Here is a 3,419-nt window from a genome sequence, read left to right as displayed (position 1 = left end):
GAGGCGGCCGAACCAGTCGCCGAGCCGGGCCGCGGCCGGGGCATCGACGGCGAATTCCATGAACTCGACGCCGTCGCAGCGCGGCGCCGCCGGCGGCAGGAAGCCGGTGTGTGCGGCACCGGCTGCGGTGGCCGCCGGCGCGAGCGCGCGCTGCGCGCCTTCCTCCAGATACAGCAGCGAGCGCAGACCATCGGCGGCGGTCGCTGCAGCCGGGGCGGCGCGGAAACCGTCGTTGAACACTTCGAGCGACAGCGGTCCGCGGTAGCCGCTGGCGAGCACCGGCGCGAGGAAGCCGCTCAGGTCGAGATCACCCTGCCCCGGAAAGCAGCGGTGATGGCGGCTCCATTCGAGCACGTCCATGGCCAGGCGCGGCGCATCGGCGAGCTGCACGAAGACGATGCGCTCGCCGGGGATGTCGCGGATTGCGGCCGGATCGTCGCCGATCGCCAGCGTGTGGAAGCTGTCGAGCAGCAGCCCGAGGTGCGGATGGTCAACGGCCTGCACCAGCCGCCAGGCGTGTGCGAAGGTGTTGACGTGCCGTCCCCAGGCGAGCGCCTCGTAACCGACGACGATGCCGCGTGCCGCGGCGCGCTCGGCGAGGCGCGCGAGATCCTCGGCGATCAGCGCGTCGTCGCGGATCGTGTCGGGGGCGACGCTGCTGCACACCAGGATGCGCTCGCAGCCGAGTTCGCCCATCAGGTCGAACTTGCGCTCGGCGCGATCGAGGTTCTGGCGCAGGCGCTCGCGCCGGCAGCCCTCGAAATCGCGAAACGGCTGGAACAGCGAAATCGTCATGCCGAGATCGGCGACCAGCCGGCGCACGTCGCGCGGCGTGCCGTCGTGGCAGAGCAGGTCGTTCTCGAAGATCTCGACGCTGTCGAAGCCGGCCGCCGCAACGGCTTCGAGCTTCTCGGGCAGGGTGCCGCTCAGCGAGACGGTGGCGATCGAGCGCTGCATCGGGCGGGACTCCTCGCGCTGCGGCCGGGGCGCTGCGGCCTCCGTGGCCGTCGCCCCGTGCGCACGGCGCCGGGTGGTGTGTGTTCGATATTCGCTGATCCGTGCGGTTAACAGCAGTTTGCATAATCCAGTGCTCGTCGCCAATGACCGATTATCAATTAAATGTTCGTTTATCGGACAAAAATAAACACACCATGCCACCTGTCTTCTGTGCCCGCAGGGCGGTGGTGGTCATCCGCATTGATGTTCGTTAAACGAACATATATTCGATAATCGCCATTGATCGTGGCTCGCACCGCTGCCTACAGTCCGGCCCGCGGCGCCCGGCGCCGACCGGACAGCGCGGCAGCCCGCCGCCACCGGCCATGCGGAGAAGCGCAGACATGAACGAACGCGAACGCTACGAGCAGGGCCTCGCGCTGCGCCGCGCAGTGCTCGGCGATGCACACGTCGAGCGCGCGCTGGCGGGCCGCAGCGATTTCACGGCCGAGTGGCAGGACCTGATCACCCGCTATCCGTGGGGCGAGATCTGGACCCGGCCCGGCCTGGCGCGGCACACGCGCAGCCTGATCACGATCGCGATGCTGATCGCGATGAACCACCCGGCGGAGCTGCGCCTGCACCTGCGGGCGGCGGCCAACAACGGCGTCACCCGCGACGAGCTGCGCGAGCTGCTGATGCACAGCGCGATCTACTGCGGCGTGCCGGCCGCAAACGCCGCCTTCCATCTGGCCGAAGCGGTGTTCGCCGAGCTCGATGCCGAGGCCGGGACCGGCAGCGGCCCGCGCTGAACGCACGGCGGCCGCGGGCGCTATGGTTGCTGCAGCCATCGGGGCCGGAAACCGCGGGGGAAACGCACATGACCATGTCGGGCGAGGCTGCGCTGCGGCCCGCCGGCAGCTCGCAGCTCTACGTGATCGTCAGCGATCCCGTCTCGCAGCTGCAGTTGCCGGCGATCTTCAACGACATCTTCCGGCGCGCGCAGCACGACGCGGTGCTCGTCGCGCTGCAGGTCGGAACCGACAGCCTCGACACCGTGATCGCCGGCCTGCGTGCAATCGGCAATCTCGCCGGCATCGTCATCGGCTATCCGCACCGGCACGCCGTGCTGCGCCACGCCGATTCGCTCGGCGAGATGGCACAGATCACCGATGCAGCCAACGCGCTGCGCCGGCTGCCCGACGGGCGCTGGCACGCCGACATGCTCGACGGCGACGGCTTTCTGTGGGGCCTGCGCGCCGCCGGCCACGAGGTCGCCGGCCGGCACGCCCTGCTGGTCGGCGCCGGCAGCGCGGGCTCGGCGATCGCCGCCACGCTGCTCGAAGCCCGGCTCGCGCAGCTCGACATCCACGACCTCGACCCGTCGCGCAGCCACCGCCTGGCCGAGCGCCTGCACGGGCGCTGGGCCGGACGCATCGCCGTGCTCGACACCCCCGAGGCCGACGGCGCCGATCTCGTCATCAACGCCACACCGCTCGGGCGCCACGCCGGCGATCCGCTGCCGTTCGCACCGGCGCGGCTCACCCAGGGCACGCTGGTCGCGGACATCGTCATCCAGTCCGGCGGCACGCCGCTGCTGCGCGAGGCCGCCCGCCGCGGTCTGCCGACGCACCGCGGCATCTACATGCTGAGCGAGGAAATCCGCTCCTACGCCGAGTTCTTCGGCTTCTCGTGGGCGCTGGACCGCATCGGCTGGAGCGAGCAGGAATACGAATCGCCGTGAGCTGCATGCCGATCCGGCGCAAGCTCACGATGCGCCCGCGCCGCAAGGCCGTCTGATACCGATCACCCGTGATTGCATGATTTTCTTCCCCCTCTCCCGCGCGGGGCGGGGGGCTTCTGAAAAGTGCTGCGTTCCGATGTGATCGGGATGAGCGGTGGTGAGCGGTTTCAGCCGGGCTGCGCGAGCCTTGCGAGCAGCCGTCGCGCATCCGTGAGCCCGGCATCGTCGGCAGCGGCGTCGAAGGCTGCGAGCGTTCCGCGAAGCAGGGCGCACGCCGTGGCTGCACGGCCGAGCCGGACGTGCAGACGCGCGAGCGCAACGGCCGCGCGCAGTGCCATGGCCACGGATTCGCAGGCCTGTGCATGGGCGAGTGCCGTGTGCAGACAGGTTGCGGCTGCATCGGCCGGCACCGGTGACAGCGGACCGGGGCCGGCTTCCGCGAGGATGAGTTCGCCGTCGAGCCGCCAGAGCTCGGATGCGTAGACGCGCTCGTCATGCGTGGCGATCACCGTGCGCGCCTCGTCGAGGATCGCACGCGCTTCGACCAGCCGGCCGGCGTGCAGGCAGGTTTCGGCCAGCAGTTCGAGAAAATGCGGGCGCCAGAGCGCGGCGCCGTGGCGCGCGTAGGCAATCAGCCCGGCCTGCATCGCCGCGATGCCGGCGTCGGTCTCGCCGCCGGCGGCGAGCGCCCAGCCGCGCAGCAGCCCGCCCCAGGCCGACCACAGCGGAAAGCCGTGCT

General features: G+C 70.6%; 3 protein-coding genes and 1 pseudogene. 2 read left to right on the top strand and 2 right to left on the bottom strand.

Annotated features, from left to right (window positions below; genetic code table 11):
• Nucleotides 1–957 (bottom strand): sugar phosphate isomerase/epimerase (locus tag PKE44_RS16680; RefSeq protein ID WP_324553496.1); only part of this gene is annotated, 957 nt, incomplete at its 3' end.
• A gap of 383 nt (nucleotides 958–1,340) precedes the next feature.
• Between PKE44_RS16680 and pcaC the strand changes: the two genes are divergently transcribed.
• Nucleotides 1,341–1,748, top strand: coding sequence for a 4-carboxymuconolactone decarboxylase (gene pcaC / locus PKE44_RS16675; RefSeq protein WP_324553493.1), 408 nt, complete (start codon nucleotides 1,341–1,343; stop codon nucleotides 1,746–1,748).
• Nucleotides 1,749–1,816: 68 nt separating this feature from the next.
• Complete coding sequence (locus PKE44_RS16670; RefSeq protein WP_324553490.1) at nucleotides 1,817–2,680, top strand: shikimate dehydrogenase; 864 nt, start codon at nucleotides 1,817–1,819, stop codon at nucleotides 2,678–2,680.
• 167 nt (nucleotides 2,681–2,847) lie between these two features.
• Here the strand turns inward: PKE44_RS16670 and PKE44_RS16665 are convergent.
• Nucleotides 2,848–3,419: pseudogene (locus PKE44_RS16665) on the bottom strand (hypothetical protein); the annotation flags it as partial.

The sequence above is a fragment of the Plasticicumulans sp. genome, assembly GCF_035331805.1.
In the GTDB taxonomy this organism is placed as follows: Bacteria; Pseudomonadota; Gammaproteobacteria; order Competibacterales; family Competibacteraceae; genus Plasticicumulans.
The sequence above is the reverse complement of the archived record's forward strand: the minus strand, read 5'-3'. Positions and strand labels throughout refer to the sequence as shown.